The organism is Streptomyces sp. NPDC088400 (assembly GCF_044753355.1).
In the GTDB taxonomy this organism is placed as follows: Bacteria; Actinomycetota; Actinomycetes; order Streptomycetales; family Streptomycetaceae; genus Streptomyces.
Map to the genome: position 1 here is coordinate 500,993 of NZ_JBIVMZ010000002.1, position 20,428 is coordinate 521,420.

General features: G+C 68.3%; 1 protein-coding gene (only partly in view). It reads left to right on the plus strand.

Features of this window, described 5'->3' with window-relative positions; translation table 11 throughout:
- Nucleotides 1-20,428, plus strand: partial view of a type I polyketide synthase gene (locus tag ACIQD6_RS07130; RefSeq protein ID WP_401879089.1) — the 5' portion only. It continues 19,235 nt past the right edge of the window; 20,428 of the gene's 39,663 nt are visible here — the first part of the coding sequence; it begins with the start codon at nt 1-3; its stop codon lies off the right edge, out of view.

A 20,428-nucleotide genomic window follows, 5' to 3' on the forward strand; every position in this document is an offset into this window, starting at 1 on the left:
ATGGACAACGAACAGAGGCTCAGGGATTACCTCAAGCGGGCCACCGCCGATCTGCGGCAGAGCCGCCAGCGGGTGCGGGATCTTGAGGCGTCGGCCCAGGAGCCGATCGCCATCGTCGGTATGTCCTGCCGCTATCCGGGCGGAGTGGCCGGTCCGGAAGATCTGTGGCGCCTGGTCGCCGACGGCGAACACGGCATCGGGGATTTCCCCGCCGACCGGGGCTGGGACCTCGAATCGCTCGCCTCCTCGTCCACCACCGCCGGTGGCTTCCTCCACGACGCGACCGACTTCGACGCGGACTTCTTCGGCATCTCGCCGCGTGAGGCCATCGCCATGGACCCGCAGCAGCGCGTGCTGCTGGAGTCGGCCTGGGAGGCCGTCGAACAGGCCGGTGTCGACCCCGCGTCCCTCCGGGGCAGCGAGACCGGTGTGTTCGTAGGGGCGATGGCCCAGGACTACCGGGTGGGCGGCGACGAGGCGACCCACGGCTTCCAGCTCACCGGAAACTCCGGCAGTGTGCTCTCCGGCCGGATCGCCTACACCTTCGGCTTCACCGGCCCCGCTCTCACCGTCGACACGGCTTGCTCGTCGTCCCTCGTCGCCCTGCACCTCGCCGAGCAGGCGCTGCGGGCCGGGGAATGCACACTCGCCCTGGCCGGTGGTGTGACCGTCATGTCCAGCCCGGCGACCTTCGTCGAGTTCAGCCGCCAGGGCGGCCTGTCCGGCGATGGGATCTGCCGGTCCTTCGCCGAATCCGCCGACGGCACCGGCTGGGCCGAGGGCGTCGGCGTCCTGGTCCTCGAACGCCTCTCGGACGCCCGGAAGAACGGACACCCCGTCCTCGCGGTGGTACGCGGAACCGCGGTCAACCAGGACGGCGCCTCCAACGGCCTGACCGCCCCGAACGGCCCGTCCCAGCAACAGGTCATCCAGCAGGCCCTGATCAACGCCCGGCTGTCCGCCGACCAGATCGATGCCGTCGAGGCCCACGGTACGGCCACCACCCTGGGCGATCCGGTCGAGGCGCAGGCGCTGCTGGCGACATACGGCCGGAACCGCGACGCGAACCGGCCGCTGCTGCTGGGCTCGGTCAAGTCGAACCTCAGTCACACCCAGGCGGCGGCAGGCGTCGCAGGCGTGATCAAGATGGTCATGGCGATGCGGCACGCCACCGTGCCGCGCACCCTGCACGTGGACGCCCCGTCATCCCACGTGGACTGGGCCCAGGGCTCGGTGCGCCTGGTCACCGAGAACGCCGACTGGCCGTCGACAGGGGAGCCGCGGCGGGCGGCCGTGTCGTCGTTCGGGATCAGCGGCACCAACGCGCATGTGATCATCGAGCAGGCAACGGATCCGGAGCCGGCCCGGGATGTGGTGCCCTCCAGCGTTTCTGCCGTGTCTGCGGTGCCTGTCATGCTCTCCGGCCGTACGCCTGATGCCCTGCGCGCACAGGCCGCACGGCTGCTGGACGCTGTGAAAGCTGAAGCCGAAGCCACAGTCGCCGGCCCGGACTTCAGCGTCCTCGACACCGCCTACTCGCTCGCCACTTCCCGGTCGCCCTTCGAACACCGTGCCGCCTTCTCGGTCTCCGACACCGACGAACTCATCACCGGTCTGACCGCACTGTCCACGGGACAGCAGACGTCGGGACTCGCCCAGGGCGCGGTCGACGCGGCTCGCGGCGTGGACGGCGCGGGTGCCTTGGCGTTTCTGTTCAGTGGTCAGGGTGCTCAACGGCTGGGTATGGGCCGGGAGTTGTACGGTCGGTTCCCGGTGTTCGCGGAGGCGCTGGACGCGGTGTTCGCGGAGCTGGAGCCGTTGGGCGGGGACAGGCTGCGTGGGGTGATCTGGGGTGAGGACCCGGATCTTCTGAGTGAGACTGGTTTTGCTCAGCCGGCGTTGTTCGCGGTTGAGGTGGCTCTGTTCCGGTTGCTGGAGTCGCTGGGTGTTACGCCGGATTATGTGGGTGGGCATTCGATCGGTGAGGTGGCGGCTGCGCATGTCGCCGGTGTTGTGTCATTGGCGGATGCGTGCCGTCTGGTGGTGGCTCGCGCGCAGTTGATGCAGGCGTTGCCGTCGGGTGGGGCGATGGTGGCGGTGCAGGCCACGGAGGATGAAGTTCTGCCGCTGTTGTCCGGTGGCGTGTCGATCGCCGCGGTCAACGGGCCTGCGTCGGTGGTGGTGTCCGGTGATGAGGTAGCGGTTCTGGAGGTCGCCGAGCGGTTGGCGGAGCTGGGTCGGAAGACGAGCCGGTTGCGGGTGTCGCATGCGTTCCATTCGGCGTTGATGGACGGGATGTTGGACGATTTCCGTGCGGTGGTGTCGGGGCTGGAGTTCCGTGCGCCGTTGATTCCGGTGGTGTCGAATCTGACGGGTGCTCTGGCTTCGTCTGATGAGCTGTGTGTGCCTGAGTACTGGGTGCGGCATGTGCGGGAGACGGTGAGGTTCGCTGATGGTGTGCGGGCGTTGTCCGAGGCGGGTGTGCGTACCTTCTTGGAGCTGGGGCCGGATGGTGTGCTGTCGGCGTTGGCTCGTGAGTCGGTGTCGGACGAGGCCGTGGTCGTGCCCGTTCTGCGTAAGGACCGTGGTGAGGAGACGGCGGCCGTTACGGCGCTTGCCCGCCTGCATGTGACCGGTGTGGCCGTCGACTGGCCGGCCTTCTTCGAGGGCACTGGAGCAGGGCGCGTGGACCTGCCCACGTACGCCTTCCAGCGGCGCCGGTACTGGCCCGCCACCTTGGCCGCAGCAGGAGATATACGGGCCGCGGGGTTGGCGTCGGCGGATCATCCTTTGTTGGGTGCGGCTGTGTCGTTGGCTGATTCGGACGGGGCGGTGTTCGCGGGTCGGTTGTCGTTGGGGTCGCATGGGTGGCTGGCTGACCATGCGGTGATGGGCCGGGTGGTGGTGCCGGGTACGGCGTTTGTGGAGTTGGCGATCCGGGCCGGTGATGAGGTCGGGTGTGGTCGGGTCGAGGAGTTGACGCTGGCCGCTCCGTTGGTTCTGTCCGAGCGGGATGCGGTGCGGATTCAGGTGTTTGTCGGTACGCCTGATGATTCCGGGCTTCGGTCGGTGAAGGTGTATTCGCGGTCGGATGGTTCCGAGGAGCTGCCGTGGAGTCTGCATGCGGTGGGTGTGCTGGCTCCGGCAGAGGATGAACTGCCGGGAGCAGTGCCGGGAGTGACGTTCGATGGGGCGGTGTGGCCGCCGGCCGGGGCCGAGCCCGTCGACCTTGGCGACTTCTATGCAGCTCGGGCTGAGGCGGGTTTCGCGTACGGCCCGGTGTTCCAGGGGCTACGGGCGGCGTGGCGGCGCGACGGTGAGATCTTCGCCGAGGTGGCGCTGCCGGAAGAGGCCGAGACCGGCGGCTTCGGGCTGCATCCCGCGTTGCTGGACGCTGTACTGCACGCCGCTGCGGTCGCGGGAGGAGAGCCGGACGACGGTCTGCCTTTCGCCTGGGAAGGGGTGTCTCTGTACGCGTCGGGGGCGACAGTCGTGCGTGCGCGGCTTTCGTACGGTGAGCGGGACGGGGTGTCGATCGAGGTTGCGGATGCGGCGGGTCGTGCGGTCGCGTCGGTTGAGTCGTTGGTGACGCGTCCGGTTGTGGCTGATCAGCTTGCGGGCGGTCAGGTTCTGGGGCGGGATTCGCTGTTCCGGGTGGAGTGGGCTCCGGTGTCCGGCGCGGCAGACATCGGGGCGTTCGTGGCGTCCGGGGTTGCGGTGGTCGGGCCGGGCGAGGCGCTGTCGGAAGTGTTGCGGGATGCGGGGGCCGAGGCCGGGTTGTGGGCGGATCTGGGTGAGTTGGCTGCGGGTGAGGAGCCGGTGGCCGGTGTGGTGCTGGCTGTGGTTTCGGGGGAGTCGTCGGCCGGTGGTGTGGTGGATGCGGCGCATGCTGTGGCGTCGCGGGTTCTGGGTTTGGTGCAGGGGTGGCTGGCGGGGGAGCGGTTTGCCGGTTCCCGGTTGGTCGTGGCGGTGCGTGGTGCGGGCGAGGGGCCTGTCGCTGGGGTCGTGCGCGGGTTGTTGAGGTCGGCGCAGTCGGAGCATCCGGGGCGGTTCGGTCTGCTGGAACTGGAGAGCGAGGACTGCTCGGGGCCGGTGCTGCTGGAGGCGCTGGCTGCTGCGGAGCCTGAGATCGCGGTTCGCGAGGGGGAGCTTGTAGCTCCTCGGCTGGCCCGGGTCCAGGTGCCTGACGAGTCGGGGCCGGTGTGGGACGGTTCCGGCAGGGTCCTGGTCACGGGTGGTACGGGTGGTCTGGGTGCGGTGGTGGCCCGTCATCTGGTGGTTGAGCATGGGGTGCGGGATCTGTTGTTGCTGTCCCGGCGGGGTCTGGATGCTCCGGGTGCGGCTGAACTCTGTGCTGAGTTGCGGGAGTTCGGCGCGCATGTCGAGGTAGTGGCTTGTGATGCGGCGGATCGTGAGGGTCTGGCCGGGGTGTTGGCTGGTCGGGATATTTCGGCTGTGGTGCATGCGGCGGGTGTGTTGGATGACGGTCTTGTCGGGTCGTTGACGCCGGAGCGGCTGGATGGTGTGTTGCGTCCGAAGGTGGATGCGGGTTGGTTTTTGCATGAGTTGACGCGGGATATGGGTCTGTCGGCGTTTGTGGTGTTTTCGTCTGCTGCGGGTACGTTGGGCAGTGTTGGTCAGGCGAGTTATGCGGCGGCGAATGGGTTCCTTGACGCGTTGGTGGAGTTCCGGCGTGGGCAGGGTCTGCCGGGTGTGTCGTTGGCGTGGGGTCCGTGGGAGCAGGCGGACGGCATGCTGGGCGAACTGTCCGAGGACGAGCGTGAGCGCATGTCGCGCGCAGGCATGCCGCCACTGTCGGTCGAGCAGGGCACAGCTCTGTTCGATGCAGCTCTGGGCGTGGACGAGCCGGTGGTACTGCCCGCGCGCTTGGACCTCGCTGCCTTCCGTTCCGGTTCCGGCGATGAGGTACCGCCTCTGCTGCGTGGTCTGGTGCGGGCCCGTCGTACGGTCGGCCGGGTCGGCGCGAATGCCCTCGTGCGGCGGTTGGCGGGGCTCGACGAGGTCGAGCAGCGTGAGGTGCTGCTCGACCTGGTGCGCAGCCAGATCGCCTTGGTGCTCGGTCACCAGGGCGCGACTGCGGTAAATGCGAAGAGGACGTTCCGTGACCTGGGCTTCGACTCACTGACTGCGGTGGAGTTGCGGAACGGGTTGAGTGCGGCGACGGGGTTGCGGCTTCCGGCGACGCTGGTGTTCGACTACCCGACCGCTCAGGTGCTTGCCGATCATCTGTTGGACCAGGTGCTGGGTGCCGAGGCTGCTGTATCCGTGCCGGTGGGTGTGTTGCCGCCGGTGGCGGATGACCCGGTGGTGATTGTGGGGATGGCGTGCCGGTATCCGGGTGGGGTGTCGTCTCCTGATCAGTTGTGGGATCTGGTGTCCGGTGGCGTGGACGCGGTCTCGGAGGTTCCCGCTGAGCGCGGTTGGGATCTGGAGTTGTCTACGCGCGCGGGCGGGTTCCTGCACGACGCTGCGGAGTTTGATCCCGAGTTCTTTGGGATGAGTCCGCGTGAGGCGTTGGCGACGGATGCGCAGCAGCGGTTGTTGCTGGAGACAGTGTGGGAGGCCGTCGAGCGTACGGGTATCGACCCGGTGTCGTTGCGGGGGAGTCAGACTGGTGTGTTCGCCGGTGTGATGTACGGCGATTACGGGACGTTGCTCGCGGGGCGCGAGTTCGACGGGCTACGGGGCAGCGGCAGCGCGCCGAGTGTGGCGTCGGGCCGGGTGGCGTACACGTTGGGCCTGGAGGGCCCCACGGTCACGATTGATACGGCGTGTTCGTCGTCGCTGGTGGCGATGCATCTGGCGGCGCAGGCGCTGCGTGCGGGTGAGTGCTCGCTGGCCTTGGCCGGTGGTGTGACAGTGATGTCGACTCCGACGACCTTTGTGGAGTTCGATCGTCAGGGTGGTTTGTCGCCTGATGGTCGGTGCAAGGCGTTCTCGGATGAGGCTGATGGTGTGGGCTGGGGCGAGGGCGTGGGGATGCTCTTGCTGGAGCGGCTGTCGGATGCGGAGCGTAATGGGCACGCTGTGTTGGCGGTGGTGCGTGGGTCGGCGGTGAATCAGGATGGTGCGTCGAATGGTCTGACGGCGCCGAATGGTCCGTCGCAGCAGCGGGTGATCCGTCAGGCGCTGGCCAGTGGTGGTTTGTCGCCCGCCGATGTGGATGTGGTGGAGGCGCACGGTACGGGTACGACGTTGGGTGACCCGATCGAGGCGCAGGCCCTGCTCGCCGCTTACGGGCAGGATCGTGAACGTCCGTTGCTGCTGGGCACGGTGAAGTCGAACATTGGTCACACGCAGGCGGCTGCGGGTGTGGCGGGGGTCATCAAGACGGTGATGGCGATGCGGCATGGCGTACTGCCGCAGACGTTGCATGTGGATGCTCCGTCGTCGCACGTGGACTGGTCGGCCGGTGACGTGGAGTTGCTGCGGGAGAATACGGCTTGGCCCGAGGCGGGTCGTGCGCGTCGTGCGGGTGTGTCGTCGTTCGGGATCAGTGGCACGAACGCCCATGTGATCCTGGAGGCTGTGCCGTCGGTGGAGCGGGCGGTCCAGGAGCCGGGTGTGATACCGGACGTGGTCCCGTGGCTGGTGTCGGCCAAGTCCGAGGCCGCGTTGGACGCGCAGGTGCAGCAACTGCGGGCCTTCGCGGATGGTGCGTCGTCCTTGGATGTCGGCTTCTCGCTGGCCGTCGGCCGGTCGGTGTTCGAGCACCGGGCGGTGCTGCTGGCGTCGGAAGAGGGTGTGGTCGAGGCTTCCCGGGGTTCGGTCGCGCAGGGGCCGTTGGCGTTTCTGTTCAGTGGTCAGGGTGCGCAGCGGCTTGGTATGGGGCGGGAGTTGTGCGGTCGGTTCCCGGTGTTCGCGGAGGCGCTGGACGCGGTGCTCGCGGAACTGGGCGACGGGGAGGGCTTGCGTGGGGTGATCTGGGGTGAGGACCCGGATCTTCTCAATGAGACCGGGTTTGCTCAGCCGGCGTTGTTCGCGGTGGAGGTGGCTCTGTTCCGGCTGTTGGAGTCCCTTGGCGTTACGCCGGATTATGTCGGTGGGCATTCGATTGGTGAGGTGGCGGCGGCTCACGTGGCCGGTGTTCTGTCGTTGGCGGACGCGTGCCGTTTGGTGGTGGCTCGCGCGCGGTTGATGCAGGAACTTCCGCGTGGCGGGGCCATGGTGGCGATCCAGGCCACGGAGGACGAGGTCCTGCCGTATCTCTCCGACCGGGTGTCGATCGCTGCGGTCAATGGGCCTTCGTCGGTGGTGGTGTCCGGTGTCGAGGATGCGGTGCTGGAGGTTGTGGGGCGGTTCGAGGGGCGGCGTACGAGTCGGCTCGCTGTCAGTCACGCGTTCCATTCGGCGTTGATGGACGGGATGCTGGACGATTTCCGTGCGGTGGTGTCGGGGCTGGAGTTCCGTGCGCCGTTGATTCCGGTGGTGTCGAATCTGACGGGTGCTCTGGCTACGGCTGATGAGCTGTGTGTGCCTGAGTACTGGGTGCGGCATGTGCGGGAGACCGTGCGGTTCGCCGATGGTGTACGGGCGTTGTCCGAGGCGGGCGTGCGTACCTTCCTGGAACTGGGTCCGGACGGTGTGCTGTCGGCATTGGTCCGTGAGTCGGTGTCGGACGAGGCCGTGGTCGTGCCTGTCCTGCGTAAGGACCGTGGCGAGGAACGTGCCGTGGTGGCCGGTCTGGCCGGGCTGCATGTCGTTGGCATGAGTGTGGACTGGCGGGCGTTGTTCGCCCGTACCGGTGCGGGGCAGGTCGAGCTGCCCACGTATGCCTTCCAGCGGCAGCGGTACTGGCCCGCCGTAGGGGCGAGTGTCTCGGGTGATGTACGGGCCGTCGGTCTGGCGTCGGCGGAGCATCCGCTGCTGGGTGCGGCCGTTTCGTTGGCGGACTCCGATGGTGTGGTATTCGCCGGCCGGCTGTCGGCGGCTTCGCATCCGTGGTTGGCGGATCATGTCGTCATGGGCCGGGTGCTGGTCCCGGGAACCGCCTTTGTGGAGTTGGCGATCCGGGCCGGTGACGAGGTCGGGTGCGACCGGGTCGAGGAACTGACCCTGTCGGCCCCCTTGGTCCTCCCCGAGCGTGGCGCCGTACAGATCCAGGTGCGTGTGGGAGCCGACACGGACGGCCATGGACAGCGCACCCTCACCGTCCACGGCCGCCCCGAGGACGCGGTGGACGCGCCCTGGACGGAGCACGCGTCCGGTGTGCTGACCGGCGACCGCGGGGACTCGGCCGCTGTCGGGTTCGACGCGACGGCGTGGCCGCCGCCCGGCGCCCAGCCGGTCGACCTCCGCGAACACTACGGCCGCCTCGCCGAGGCGGGCTTCGACTACGGTCCGGTGTTCCAAGGCCTGCGTGCTGTGTGGCGGCGTGGCGACGAGGTGTTCGCCGAAGTCGGGCTGCCGGAAGACGTTGCGGCCGATGAGTTCGGCGTGCACCCGGCGCTGCTGGACGCGGTGCTCCAGGCTGCCGCGTCCGGTGCTGGGAGCTCAGAGACCGAGGGCGCGGCGCTGCCGTTCTCCTGGAGCGGCATATCTCTCTACGCCTCCGGTGCGACGACCGTGCGGGCACGGCTGTCGCACACCGGCCCGGCCACGGTGTCGATCGCCGTCGCGGACACCGCTGGTGATCCGGTCGCTGCGATTGAATCTCTCGCGACCCGGCCGATGACTCCCGGACAGTTGGGAGGCCCGGCCGCCCTGGACGGGAATTCGCTGTTCCGGGTGGACTGGACACCCCTGTCCGGGCCGGCCGAGGCCGACCTGGGTGACACGGCGGTGGCGGTGGTCGGCGCGGACGGCGATTCGGCCGATGTACTACGCGCTGTCGGGTCCGATGTTCGGTTCTTCCCGGATCTGGGTGAGTTGGCTTCGGTTGAGGGGCCGGTGGCCGGCGTGGTGCTGGCCGCGGTTCCTTCGGAGTGGCCCGGTGGCGACATGGTGGATGGGGTTCATGCCGCGGTGGCGTGGGCTCTGGAGTTGGTGCAGGAGTGGTTGGGAGAGGAGCGGTTCGCGGATTCCCGGTTGGTGATGGTGGCTCGGGGAGCCGCTGTTGATCTGACTGTGGCATCGGTGCGTGGGCTGTTGAGGTCGGCACAGTCCGAGAATCCCGGGCGGATGACGCTGCTGGATCTCGGTGACGAGGCTGTGCCGGGAGCGGTTTTGTCGCGCGCGTTGGCTTCGGGCGAGCCGGAGTTGATGGTGCGCGGTGATGAGACTTTGGTGCCCCGGATGGTTCGGGTCCAGGTGCCCGATGTGGTGGGGCCGGTGTGGGACGGTTCCGGCAGGGTTTTGATCACGGGTGGTACGGGTGGTTTGGGTGCGGTGGTGGCCCGTCATCTGGTGGTTGAGCATGGGGTGCGGGATCTGTTGTTGCTGTCCCGGCGGGGTCTGGATGCTCCGGGTGCGCGGGAGTTGGTGGCTGAGCTTGCCGGGCTGGGTGCTGACGCTGATGTGGTGGCGTGTGATGTGGCGGATCGTGAGGCGTTGGCTGGAGTCTTCGCGGAGTATGACGTTTCGGCTGTGGTGCATACGGCGGGTGTGCTGGATGACGGTCTTGTCGGGTCGTTGACGTCTGAGCGTGTTGATGGTGTGTTGCGTCCGAAGGTGGATGCGGGTTGGTTTTTGCATGAGTTGACGCGGGATATGGGTCTGTCGGCGTTTGTGGTGTTTTCGTCTGCTGCGGGTACGTTGGGCAGTGTTGGTCAGGCGAGTTATGCGGCGGCGAATGGGTTTCTTGACGCGTTGGTGGAGTTCCGGCGTGGGCAGGGTTTGCCGGGTGTGTCGTTGGCGTGGGGTCCGTGGGAGCAGGCGGACGGCATGCTGGGCGAACTGTCCGTCGCCGACCGGGAGCGGATGAATCGTTCGGGTTTCCCGCCGTTGTCCGTCGAGCAGGGTGTGGCGTTGTTCGACGCGGCGCTCGGTACCGCTGAACCGGTGTTGCTGCCGGTGCGGCTGGATCTTTCTGCCTTCCGTTCCGGTTCCGGTGGTGAGGTGCCGTCGCTGCTGCGTGGTCTGGTGCGGGCCCGTCGTGCGGCCGGTCGGGGCGGTGCGAGTGGTCTGGTGCAGCGTCTGGGTGGGCTTGATGAGGTTGAGCGGCGTGAGGTGTTGCTTGATCTGGTGCGGGGCCGGGTTGCGTTGGTGCTGGGGCATGAGGGTGCGGCTGCGGTGGATGCGGCTCGGACGTTCCGTGATCTCGGGTTTGACTCGTTGATGGCGGTGGAGTTGCGGAACGGGTTGAGTGCGGCGACGGGGTTGCGGCTTCCGGCGACGCTGGTGTTCGACTACCCGACTGCTCAGGTGCTTGCCGATCATCTGTTGGACCAGGTGCTGGGCTCGGATGCTGCTGTGTCGGTGCCGGTGGGTGTGTTGCCGCCGGTGGCGGATGACCCGGTGGTGATTGTGGGGATGGCGTGCCGGTATCCGGGTGGGGTGTCGTCTCCTGATCAGTTGTGGGATCTGGTGTCCGGCGGAGTGGATGCGGTCTCGGAGTTCCCAATTGACCGTGGATGGGATCTGGGGCGGCTCTATCACCCGGATTCGGATCATCTGGGTACGTCGTCGACCCGTGCGGGTGGGTTCCTGCACAATGCTGCGGAGTTCGATCCTGAGTTCTTCGGGATGAGTCCGCGTGAGGCGTTGGCGACGGACGCACAGCAGCGGTTGTTGCTGGAGACGGTGTGGGAGGCCGTCGAGCGTACGGGTATCGACCCGGCGTCGTTGCGGGGAAGCCAGACCGGTGTGTTCGCTGGTCTGATGTACAACGACTACGGGTCGTTGCTGACTGGTCGGGAGTTTGAGGGGTTCCGGGGCAACGCGAGTGCTCCGAGTGTGGCGTCGGGTCGGGTGGCGTACACGCTGGGCCTGGAAGGTCCGACGGTCACCATCGATACGGCGTGTTCGTCGTCGCTGGTCGCGATGCACCTGGCGGCGCAGGCGCTGCGTGCGGGTGAGTGTTCGCTGGCGTTGGCCGGTGGTGTGACGGTGATGTCGACGCCGTCCACGTTTGTGGAGTTTTCCCGGCAGGGTGGGTTGTCGCCTGATGGCCGGTGCAAGGCGTTCTCGGATGCGGCTGATGGTGTGGGCTGGGGCGAGGGCGTGGGGATGCTCTTGCTGGAGCGGTTGTCGGATGCGGAGCGCAACGGGCACGACGTTCTTGCGGTGGTGCGTGGCAGTGCGGTGAATCAGGATGGTGCGTCGAATGGTCTGACGGCGCCGAATGGTCCGTCGCAGCAGCGGGTGATTCGCCAGGCGCTGGCCAGTGGTGGTCTGTCGCCCGCCGACGTGGATGTGGTGGAGGCGCACGGCACGGGTACGACCTTGGGTGACCCGATCGAGGCACAGGCCCTGCTCGCTGCCTACGGCCAAGACCGTGAACGCCCGTTGCTGCTGGGCACGGTGAAGTCCAACATCGGTCATACCCAGGCGGCTGCGGGTGTCGCGGGGGTCATCAAGACGGTGATGGCGATGCGGCACGGCGTACTGCCGCAGACGTTGCATGTGGATGCTCCGTCGTCGCATGTGGACTGGTCGGCGGGCGATGTCGAGCTGTTGCGGGAGAACACGGCTTGGCCTGAGGCGGATCACCCTCGTCGTGCGGGTGTGTCATCGTTCGGGATCAGCGGCACGAACGCGCATGTGATCCTGGAGCAGCCTTCCGCGCCCGTGTCTCTTCCGGAGCGGGTCGAGGGTGAGCCCGGGGCGGTCGTGCCGTGGGTGGTCTCCGGCCGTACTCCGGCCGCGCTGGACGCGCAGGTGGACCAGCTGCGGTCGTTCGTAAGTAGTGCGTCGGCTGTGGATGTTGGTTTCTCGCTGGCCACGGCCCGTACCCCCTTCGAGCACCGGGCTGTCCTGCTGGCTTCGCAGGACGGTCTGGCCGAGGCGGCGCGGGGTTCGGTCGCGCAGGGTCCGTTGGCGTTTTTGTTCAGTGGTCAGGGTGCTCAACGTCTCGGTATGGGGCGGGAGTTGTACGGTCGGTTCTCGGTGTTCGCGGAGGCGCTGGATGCGGTGCTCGTGGAGCTGGGCGACGGGGAGGCTTTGCGTGGGGTGATCTGGGGGGACGACCCGGATCTTCTGAGCGAGACGGGTTTTGCTCAGCCGGCCCTGTTCGCGGTGGAAGTGGCTCTCTTCCGGCTGTTGGAGTCCCTCGGCGTTACGCCGGATTATGTCGGTGGGCATTCGATCGGTGAGGTCGCGGCGGCCCACGTGGCCGGTGTTCTGTCGTTGGCGGATGCGTCCCGTTTGGTGGTGGCTCGCGCGCGGTTGATGCAGGAACTTCCGCGTGGCGGGGCGATGGTGGCGATCCAGGCCACCGAGGACGAGGTCCTGCCGTACCTCTCCGACCGGGTGTCGATCGCTGCCGTCAATGGGCCTTCGTCCGTGGTGGTGTCCGGTGTCGAGGATGCGGTGCTGGAGGTTGTGGGGCGGTTCGAGGGGCGGCGTACGAGTCGGCTCGCTGTCAGTCACGCGTTCCATTCGGCGTTGACGGACGGGATGCTGGACGATTTCCGGGGTGTGGTGTCGGGGCTGGAGTTCCGTGCGCCGTTGATTCCGGTGGTGTCGAATCTGACGGGTGCTCTGGCTACGGCTGATGAGCTGTGCGTGCCTGAGTATTGGGTGCGGCATGTGCGGGAGACGGTTCGGTTCGCCGATGGTGTGCGGGCGTTGTCCGAGGCAGGTGTCCGTGCGTTCCTGGAGCTGGGGCCGGATGGTGTGCTGTCGGCATTGGCTCGTGAGTCGGTGTCGGACGAGACCGTGGTCGTGCCTGTCCTGCGTAAGGACCGTGGTGAGGAGACGGCGGCCGTTACGGCGCTTGCCCGCCTGCACGTGACCGGTGTGGCCGTCGACTGGCGGGCGTACTTCGCGGGCACGGGTGCCCAGCGGGTCGACCTGCCCACGTACGCCTTCCAGCGGCGGCGGTACTGGCCTTCCGTATCGGCCGGTGCCCAGGATGCCGAAGGGCTCGGGTTGGCGTCGGCGGATCATCCTTTGTTGGGTGCGGCTGTGTCGTTGGCTGATTCGGACGGGGCGGTGTTCGCGGGTCGGTTGTCGTTGGGGTCGCATGGGTGGCTGGCTGACCATGTGGTGATGGGCCGGGTGGTGGTGCCGGGTACGGCGTTTGTGGAGTTGGCGATCCGGGCCGGTGATGAGGTCGGGTGTGGTCGGGTCGAGGAGTTGACGCTGGCTGCTCCGTTGGTTCTGTCCGAGCGGGCTGCGGTGCGGATTCAGGTGTTTGTCGGTACGCCTGATGATTCCGGGCTTCGGTCGGTGAAGGTGTATTCGCGGTCGGATGGTTCCGAGGAGCTGCCGTGGAGTCTGCATGCGGTGGGTGTGCTGGCTCCGGCAGAGGATGAACTGCCGGGAGCAGTGCCGGGAGTGACGTTCGATGGGGCGGTGTGGCCGCCGGCCGGGGCCGAGCCCGTCGATCTCGATGACTGCTACGAACGGCTGGCTGAGGCGGGATTCGCGTACGGCCCGGTGTTCCAAGGGCTACGGGCCGCATGGCGACGCGGCGAGGAAGTGTTCGTCGAGGCCGGGCTGCCGGAGGAGGCCGCGGCTGCGGGCTTCGGGCTGCATCCCGCCTTGCTGGACGCCGTCCTGCACGCGGCGGCCTACGCGGGCGACGGCGCGGGCGGCTCGGAAGGCGGGGCGCTGCCGTTCTCCTGGGAAGGGGTCTCGCTGTACGCCTCCGGTGCGACAGCGGTACGGGCCCGGTTGTCGTACAACGGGCAGGAAACGATCACGATTGCCGTCTCGGACGAGGCCGGAGAGCCCGTCGCTTCGGTGGACGGCCTTCGGGTGCGTCCCGTAACGGCGGAGCAGCTCGATGAGGTCCGGACGATCGGCCGGGATTCGCTGTTCCGGGTGGAGTGGGCTCCGGTGTCCGGGGCGGGTGAGGCTGCTGGGTCTGGGGTGTCCGGGGCATCCGCGTGGTCCGGGGTTGCGGTGCTGGGGCCGGACGGTGGTCTGGGTGACCTCGTGAGGGACTCGTGCTTCCCCGCTGAGGCGTGGGTGGATCTGGGTGAGTTGGCTGCGGGTGAGGAGCCGGTGGCCGGTGTGGTGCTGGCTGTGGTTTCGGGGGAGTCGTCGGCCGGTGGTGTGGTGGATGCGGCGCATGGTGTGGCGTCGCGGGTTCTGGGTTTGGTGCAGGGGTGGCTGGCGGGGGAGCGGTTTGCCGGTTCCCGGTTGGTCGTGGTGGTGCGTGGTGCGGGTGAGGGTCCTGTCGCTGGGGTCGTGCGCGGGTTGTTGAGGTCGGCGCAGTCGGAGCATCCGGGGCGGTTCGGTCTGCTGGAGCTGGACGACGAGGGTTGCTCGGGTTCGGTGCTGTGGGAGGCACTGGCTGCCGGGGAGCCTGAGAGCGCGGTCCGTGAGGGGCGGCTTGTGGCTCCCCGGCTGGCTCGGGTCCAGGTGCCCGATGTGGTGGGGCCGGTGTGGGACGGTTCCGGCACGGTTTTGATCACGGGTGGTACGGGTGGTTTGGGTGCGGTGGTGGCCCGTCATCTGGTGGTTGAGCATGGGGTGCGGGATCTGCTGTTGCTGTCCCGGCGGGGTCTGGATGCTCCGGGTGCGGCTGAACTCTGTGCTGAGTTGCGGGAGTTCGACGCGCATGTCGAGGCGGTGGCCTGTGACGCGGCAGACCGCGAGGCGTTGGCCGCAGTGCTGGCTACCCATGAGGTGTCGGCGGTGGTGCACACGGCCGGCGTGCTCGATGACGGGATGATCGAGTCGCTGACGTCCGAACGACTGGACGCTGTGCTCCGGCCGAAGGCGGACGCGGCCTGGCACTTGCACGAACTGACCGGCGACCTTTCTGCGTTTGTGGTGTTCTCCTCCGTCGCGGGTACGTTCGGCGGAGCGGGCCAGAGTAACTACGCTGCCGCGAACTCGTTCCTGGACGCCCTGGTGGAGCATCGGCGTGCCCAGGGAATGCCCGGCGTGTCGCTGGTCTGGGGACCGTGGGATCAGCCCAGCGGGATGGCCGGCGTGCTGAGCGCGGCCGACCGTGAGCGGATGTCGCGCGCCGGCCTGCCGCCACTCTCCGTCGAGAGGGGACTGGCGTTGTTCGACGCGGCGCTCGGTACCGGTGAACCGGTGTTGCTGCCCGTGCCGTTGGATCTTTCTGCCTTCCGTTCCGGTTCCGGTGGTGAGGTGCCGTCGCTGCTGCGTGGTCTGGTGCGGGCCCGTCGTGCGGCCGGTCGGGGCGGTGCGAGTGGTCTGGTGCAGCGTCTGGGTGGGCTTGATGAGGTTGAGCGGCGTGAGGTGTTGCTTGATCTGGTGCGGGGCCGGGTTGCGTTGGTGCTGGGGCATGAGGGTGCGGCTGCGGTGGATGCGGCCCGGACGTTCCGTGATCTCGGGTTTGACTCGTTGATGGCGGTGGAGTTGCGGAACGGGTTGAGTGCGGCGACGGGGTTGCGGCTTCCGGCAACGCTGGTGTTCGACTACCCGACCGCTCAGGTGCTTGCCGATCATCTGCTGGACCAGGTGCTGGGATCGGACGCTGCTGTGTCGGTGCCGGTGGGTGTGTTGCCGCCGGTGGCGGATGACCCGGTGGTGATTGTGGGGATGGCGTGCCGGTATCCGGGTGGGGTGTCGTCTCCTGATCAGTTGTGGGATCTGGTGTCCGGTGGTGTGGATGCGGTCTCGGAGTTTCCGGCGGACCGTGGCTGGGATCGGGATGGTTTGTATCACCCGGATCCCGAGCATCCGGGTACGTCTTCGACGCGTGCCGGTGGGTTCTTGCATGATGCTGCGGAGTTTGATCCCGAGTTCTTTGGGATGAGTCCGCGTGAGGCGTTGGCGACGGATGCGCAGCAGCGGTTGCTGTTGGAGACGGTGTGGGAAGCCGTTGAGCGTTCTGGTATCGACCCGGTGTCCTTGCGGGGGAGTCAGACCGGTGTGTTTGCCGGTCTTATGTACAACGACTATGGGTTGTTGCTGACCGGTCGGGAGTTTGAGGGGTTCCGGGGTAACGCGAGTGCTCCGAGTGTGGCGTCGGGTCGGGTGGCGTACACGTTGGGCCTGGAGGGTCCGACCGTCACGATTGATACGGCGTGTTCGTCGTCGCTGGTGGCGATGCATCTGGCGGCGCAGGCGTTGCGTGCGGGTGAGTGTTCGCTGGCGTTGGCCGGTGGTGTGACGGTGATGTCGACGCCGTCCACGTTTGTGGAGTTTTCCCGGCAGGGTGGTCTGTCCCCTGACGGTCGGTGCAAGGCGTTCTCGGATGCGGCTGATGGTGTGGGCTGGGGCGAGGGCGTGGGGATGCTCTTGCTGGAGCGGTTGTCGGACGCGGAGCGCAACGGGCACGCTGTGTTGGCGGTGGTGCGTGGTAGTGCGGTGAATCAGGATGGTGCGTCGAATGGTCTGACGGCGCCGAATGGTCCGTCGCAGCAGCGGGTGATTCGTCAGGCGCTGGCGAGCGGTGGTCTGTCGCCGGCGGATGTGGATGTGGTGGAGGCGCACGGTACGGGTACGACGTTGGGTGACCCGATCGAGGCGCAGGCTCTCCTCGCCGCTTATGGCCAGGATCGTGAACGTCCGTTGCTGCTGGGCACGGTGAAGTCCAACATCGGTCACACTCAGGCGGCTGCGGGTGTCGCGGGGGTCATCAAGACGGTGATGGCGATGCGGCATGGCGTACTGCCGCGCACGTTGCATGTGGATGCTCCGTCGTCGCATGTGGACTGGTCCGCCGGGGATGTCGAGCTGTTGCGGGAGAACACGGCTTGGCCTGAGGCGGATCATCCTCGTCGTGCGGGTGTGTCGTCGTTCGGGATCAGCGGCACGAATGCGCATGTGATTCTGGAGGCTGTGCCGTCGGTGGAGCGGGCGGTCCAGGAGCCGGGTGTGGTACCGGACGTGGTGCCGTGGCTGGTGTCGGCCAAGTCCGAGGCCGCGTTGAAGGCACAGGTGGATCAGCTGCGGGCCTTCGCGGACGGCGAGGCGGGCCGTTCGGCTCTGGATGTTGGTTTCTCGCTGGCCACGGCCCGTACCCCCTTCGAGTATCGGGCTGTCCTGCTGGCTTCGCAGGACGGTCTGGCCGAGGCGGCGCGGGGTTCGGTCGCGCAGGGTCCGTTGGCGTTTTTGTTCAGTGGTCAGGGTGCTCAACGCCTCGGTATGGGGCGGGAGTTGTACGGTCGGTTCCCGGTGTTCGCGGAGGCGCTGGACGCGGTGCTCGCGGAGCTGGAGCCGTTGGACGGCGCAGAGGGCCTGCGTGGGGTGATCTGGGGTGAGGACCCGGACGCCCTCAACGAGACCGGCATCGCTCAGCCGGCCCTGTTCGCGGTGGAAGTGGCCCTCTTCCGGCTGCTGGAGTCCCTCGGCGTTACGCCGGATTATGTGGGTGGGCATTCGATCGGTGAGGTCGCGGCGGCTCACGTGGCCGGTGTTCTGTCGCTCGCGGACGCGTGCCGTCTGGTGGCGGCCCGCGCCCGTCTGATGCAGGAGCTTCCGCGTGGTGGGGCGATGGTGGCGATCCAGGCCACCGAGGACGAAGTCCTGCCGTACCTCTCCGAACTCTCCGATTCCTCCGGTGGGGTGTCGATCGCTGCGGTCAACGGGCCTGCTTCGGTGGTGGTGTCCGGCGTCGAATATGCGGTACTGGAGGTCGCTGCGCGGCTGGCGGAGCTGGGCCGGAAGACGAGCCGGTTGCGGGTGTCGCATGCGTTCCATTCGGCGTTGATGGACGGGATGTTGGACGAGTTCCGTGCCGTGGTGTCGGGGTTGGAGTTTCGTGCGCCGTTGATTCCGGTGGTGTCGAATCTGACGGGTGCTCTGGCTTCGTCTGATGAGCTGTGTGTGCCTGAGTATTGGGTGCGGCATGTGCGGGAGACGGTGCGGTTCGCTGATGGTGTGCGGGCGTTGTCCGAGGCGGGTGTGTGTACCTTCCTGGAGCTGGGTCCGGACGGTGTGCTGTCGGCGTTGGCTCGTGAGTCGGTGTCGGACGAGGCCGTGGTCGTGCCTGTCCTGCGTAAGGACCGTGGCGAGGAACGTGCCGTGGTGGCCGGTCTGGCGGGGCTGCATGTCGTCGGCGTGAGTGTGGACTGGCGGGCGTTGTTCGCCCGTACCGGTGCGGGGCAGGTCGAGTTGCCCACGTATGCCTTCCAGCGGCAGCGGTACTGGCCCGAACCCACCCAGGGTGCCGGGGTCGGCGCGGCGGTGGACTCGGTCGACGCGGAGTTCTGGGCCGCGGTCGACAGCGAGGACCTGGAGGGTCTGGCGGCTCGGCTGGAGGTCGACACCGATGCCTTGGACGGCGTGGTGTCCGCGTTGTCGGCGTGGCGCAGCCGGAGCAGGGTTCGGTCGACGGTGGATTCGTGGCGGTTCCGGGAGACCTGGCAGCCGCTGGCCGGCGGTACGTCGCCGACGGCGTTGTCCGGGACGTGGCTGGTCGTGCTCCCGGCCGATGAGACCGAGCAGGAGTGGACGCGGTCCGTCGTGGCCGCGCTGGGCCCGGACGCGGTGCGGGTGGTGGTCGACAACGCCGATCGTACGGCCGTGGCCGAGCAACTGACGCGACAGATAGCCGAGTCGGGCGCGGAGGGCGTGGCGCATCTCTCGGGCGTGGTGTCGCTGTTGGCGGCCGATGAACGGGACCGTTCATCGAACGTACCTGTCGGCTTGGTGGCCACGGCGGTGCTCGTACAGGCGCTGGAGGACGCCGGGATCACGGCCCCCGTGTGGGCGGTGACGCGCGGTGCGGTGTCGGTCGGAGCCGACGACGCCGTGAGCCACCCGGCACAGGCCGCCGTATGGGGTCTGGGCCGGGTCGCCGCGTTGGAGTGCCCGGAGCGTTGGGGCGGCCTGATCGATCTGCCCCAGGACCGGCAGGACCGGCAGGACTCGCGGGCCCCGTACGAACCAGAAGACGCACGGGAGTTGGACGAGCTGATCGCCCGACGTCTGGTCGGGGTCCTGGCCGCTGCCGGTGCAGAGGCCAGTGCCGGAACCAGTGAAGAAGACCAGGTCGCCGTACGAGCCTCCGGTGTCTACGGTCGGCGACTGCTGCCCGCCCCCACGCCGACCCCGGAAACCCGAGCCCGGACCGGGGCCGATACCGGTGCCGAGCCTAAGCCCCAGGTCGACGCCGGAGACGCCACCCACACCGACGCCGGCACCGGCTGGGAGCCCTCGGGCACGGTGCTGATCACCGGCGGTACCGGTGCCCTGGGCGCGCACGTAGCCCGCTGGCTGGCCGAACGAGGCGCGGAACACCTGCTGTTGCTGAGCCGCCGTGGCCCCGGGGCGCCCGGCGCGGTGGAGCTGGAGGCGGAACTGACCGCCCTGGGCGCGCGCGTCACGGTCCTGGCCTGCGACGTCGCCGATCACGACGAGCTGACGGGCGCCCTGGACGCCGTACCGGCCGAGTTCCCGCTGACCGGTGTGGTGCACGCGGCCGGGGTGCTGGACGACGCGATGCTGGACGGACTGACTCCGGAGCGGTTCGAGAGGGTCTTCCGGTCCAAGGTCGCCCCCGCGCTGCTGCTCGACGAGCTGACCGCCGACCGTGCCGGCCTGTCGGCGTTCGTCCTGTTCTCCTCGATGGCCGGAGCGCTGGGCAACCTCGGTCAGGCGAACTACGCCGCCGCCAACGCGGTGTTGGACGCTCTGGCCCAGCGGCGTCAGTCGCGCGGTCTGCCGGCGACGTCGATCGCCTGGGGCGCCTGGAGCGGGGACGGAATGGCCGCCGGGGTCGGCACGGCTGCCAGTGACGGCATGGCTGTCAGTGACGGCGCAGCCGCCGGGGGCGGCCCGGTCGCGCGGTCGCGGCACGTGGGGGCCACCGCGCTGGATCCCCGGCTCGCGCTGGAGGCCATGTCCGAGCTGGTGGCCGAACCGCACCCGACCACCGTCGTCGCCGATCTGGCCGACCCGCACGTGCTGGAGGCGATGTTCAGCCTGCGGCCCGTGGCGTCGCTCACCACACTGCCCGGCGCCCGCGAGGCCGCGCGGGCGGCCGGGGAAGCGCGCCGCGAGAGCGAATCGGCGGCGTCGGCGCTCCGCGAGCGTCTGTACGCGGCCCCCGAGAACGGCCGCCTGGCGGTGCTGCTGGAGCTGGTCCGTACGCACGCGGCCGCCGTGCTCGGCCACCCCGGACCGGATGCCATCAAGCCGGACAGGGCTTTCCAGGACCACGGCTTCGACTCGCTGACGGCGGTGGAACTGCGCAAGCGGCTCAGCCTGGTCACCGATCTGCCCCTGCCCAGCACCATGGTCTTCGACTATCCGACCCCCACCGCTCTCGCGGGATTTCTGCGCGGGGAGCTGCTGAGCGACGCGGACGGTGCGCGCGACGCGGACGGCGCGAGCGTCCTGGACGCGCCGCCGGCCGCTCCGGCCGCGCACACCAGTGACGAACCGATCGCGATCATCGGCATGAGCTGCCGATTCCCCGGCGGCGTCAACTCGC